Below are 1993 nucleotides of genomic sequence, written 5' to 3'. Positions count from 1 at the left end.
GCTAAAACCCCTGAGTTTGTGCTGTCCCCCCCCGGGGGGTTTTATGCCCCGGCCGCCCCCGGTGGGCGCCCCTGCCCCGCGGGCCCCGCCCTTCGCATTTCGGCCCGCGGTCAATGACGTCCGCGGGCGTCCGGAAGGTAGAGGCAAGGGAACGATCCATGCGTGAAGTCACCAAAAAGGGTCTGATCACCTTCGCGGCCGCCGGCGGCGTGCTTGCTCTGGGCGGCGGTTACGCACACGCCGACTCGGGCGCCGAAGGCTCCGCGTCGCACTCGCCGGGCGTACTGTCCGGCAACTCGGTACAGGCCCCGGTCCACATCCCGGTCAACGCGTGCGGCAACACCGTCGACGTCATCGGGGTGCTCAACCCGGCGATGGGCAACGCCTGCGCCAACAAGTCCGGACCGGCCAAGCAGGCCAAGCCCGGCAAGCCCGGTTCCGCCACGCCCGGCAAGCCCGGCCCGGCCAACCCCGGCAGTCACACCGGCGGCGGCGCGACCGCCGAGGGCGACACCAGCCACTCGCCCGGCGTCGGCTCCGGCAACAACATCAAGGTCCCGATCCACCTCCCGGTGAACGCCTGCGGCAACGGCGTCAGCGTCATCGGACTGCTCAACCCGGTGATGGGCAACGACTGCACCAACCAGTCGGGTCCGAGCACCCCCACCAAGCCGGAGAACCCGGGAAACCCCGGCACCCCCACCACCCCGGTGCAGCCGCCCGCCCCGCACACCCCGGGCACGCCCGGCACTCCGCCCACCCGGGCGGTCCCGAACGTCCCGCAGCCGCAGACCGTCAGCCAGCCCGAGGCCACCGAGTCGCTCGCGCAGACCGGCGCCTCCGGCTCGCTCGGCACGGTGATCCCCGCGGGCGCAGGCCTGCTCCTCGCGGGTGCACTGCTCTACCGCCGGTCCCGCTCGGCGGCGTAACAGCACGGTGCGACAGCAGTTGACGGAGCACATCCCGCGGTCGCGGGATGTGCTCCGTGCGGTGCCGGCCGGGCGCTGCGACCACCCGGCCGGCTCACCAGGTGGCGCGCTGCTGACGGATGATCCGCCTGCGCAGCCGTACCCGGCGGCTCCCGTCGTGGCGCAGGATCAGTCGGTCCAGCTCCCAGTGTCCGTACTCGGCATGATCGGTCAGCAGACGGGTCGCCTCCTGGCGGGAGACCCCGCGCGGGATGTACACGTCGACAAATTCGTATTCCGGCATCGCATCTATTGTGCGGGCAGAGGTCGTCTACGGATAGCGTCTGCACTATGTCTGATGCCGCTCAGCCCACCGCTGCCGAGGTACGCGCCGCCGCCGAGGCGGTAAAAGCCGCGCTGGACCGCCACCTTGAGGCGGTCGAGCGCCGTTCCGGAGACGACGACCCCGCCGTCTACGACGCCTTCAACGATCTGGCCGCTGCCGCGGAGGACTACGACGAGCTGCTCTACGAGCGCTACGACGAGGTCACCCCCTTCGAGATCCCCAGTCCCGAGACGTCCTTCCCGGCACACGCCGGGCCCCTGGACGCGCTCAGCGTGCTGATCCGGCGCGACTACGCCGTGGCCGAGCCGCAGCGGCTGCTCGCCCAGGCGCAGCGCATCGCCGACCTCGACCCGGACATCGGGACCCACAACGGGCTGCCCGTCTCCACCGGAGAGGTCGGCAGCAGTGCGCAGGCCGCCCTCGGGGTGCTCTTCGGCGAGTTCGAACCCGACGAAATCGCCTCCCGGCACAAGGAGTTCGGCCTTGAGGAGGGCGATTCCACCCTGTGGGTCGCTGCCGTGGAGGAGCTGCCCGAGCCGGGGGAGTGGCTCAACTCCCCGTTCGACGCCGCCGATCCGCAGAGCGTGGTGTGCCGCTTCGACGTCAGCTCGGTCTTCGACGACGACGAGATGGACGACCTCGAAGAGGTCTGAGGATCCCCCCGGGGGGCGCGGGCGCTTTCCGCGAGGAAGAGGCGCGGGACCGTCCCGCCGAGGAAGAGGTGCGGGACCTTCTCGCC

Annotated in this window: 3 protein-coding genes; 2 read left to right on the top strand and 1 reads right to left on the bottom strand. The window is 71.1% G+C overall.

Translation table 11 applies throughout. The annotated features are described in order from the left end of the window. The first annotated feature begins 158 nt into the window (after positions 1–158). Positions 159–929 (top strand): chaplin, encoded by a 771-nt coding sequence (locus ACFWVV_RS37735; RefSeq protein WP_384349133.1) that lies wholly within the window; start codon positions 159–161, stop codon positions 927–929. A gap of 94 nt (positions 930–1023) precedes the next feature. On the opposite strand, the gene ACFWVV_RS37730 is transcribed toward ACFWVV_RS37735, so the two are convergent. Continuing rightward, positions 1024–1212, bottom strand: coding sequence for a DUF5703 family protein (locus tag ACFWVV_RS37730; RefSeq protein ID WP_384349130.1), 189 nt, complete (start codon positions 1210–1212; stop codon positions 1024–1026). Positions 1213–1259: 47 nt separating this feature from the next. On the opposite strand from ACFWVV_RS37730, the gene ACFWVV_RS37725 reads away from it, so the two are divergent. Continuing rightward, the gene (locus tag ACFWVV_RS37725) at positions 1260–1907 is read left to right on the top strand and encodes a hypothetical protein (protein WP_384349127.1); all 648 of its coding nucleotides are present in this window, start codon (positions 1260–1262) and stop codon (positions 1905–1907) included. Positions 1908–1993 lie beyond the last annotated feature (86 nt).

This window comes from Streptomyces sp. NPDC058663 (assembly GCF_042716745.1).
Lineage (GTDB): Bacteria > Actinomycetota > Actinomycetes > Streptomycetales > Streptomycetaceae > Streptomyces.
The sequence above is the reverse complement of the archived record's forward strand: the minus strand, read 5'-3'. Positions and strand labels throughout refer to the sequence as shown.

What these genes read in the sequence shown, in the direction of transcription:
- ACFWVV_RS37735 (WP_384349133.1), top strand. Translation starts at nt 159, where the DNA reads ATGCGTGAAGTCACCAAAAAGGGTCTGATCACCTTCGCGGCCGCCGGC.
- ACFWVV_RS37730 (WP_384349130.1), bottom strand. Translation starts at nt 1,212, where the DNA reads ATGCCGGAATACGAATTTGTCGACGTGTACATCCCGCGCGGGGTCTCC.
- ACFWVV_RS37725 (WP_384349127.1), top strand. Translation starts at nt 1,260, where the DNA reads ATGTCTGATGCCGCTCAGCCCACCGCTGCCGAGGTACGCGCCGCCGCC.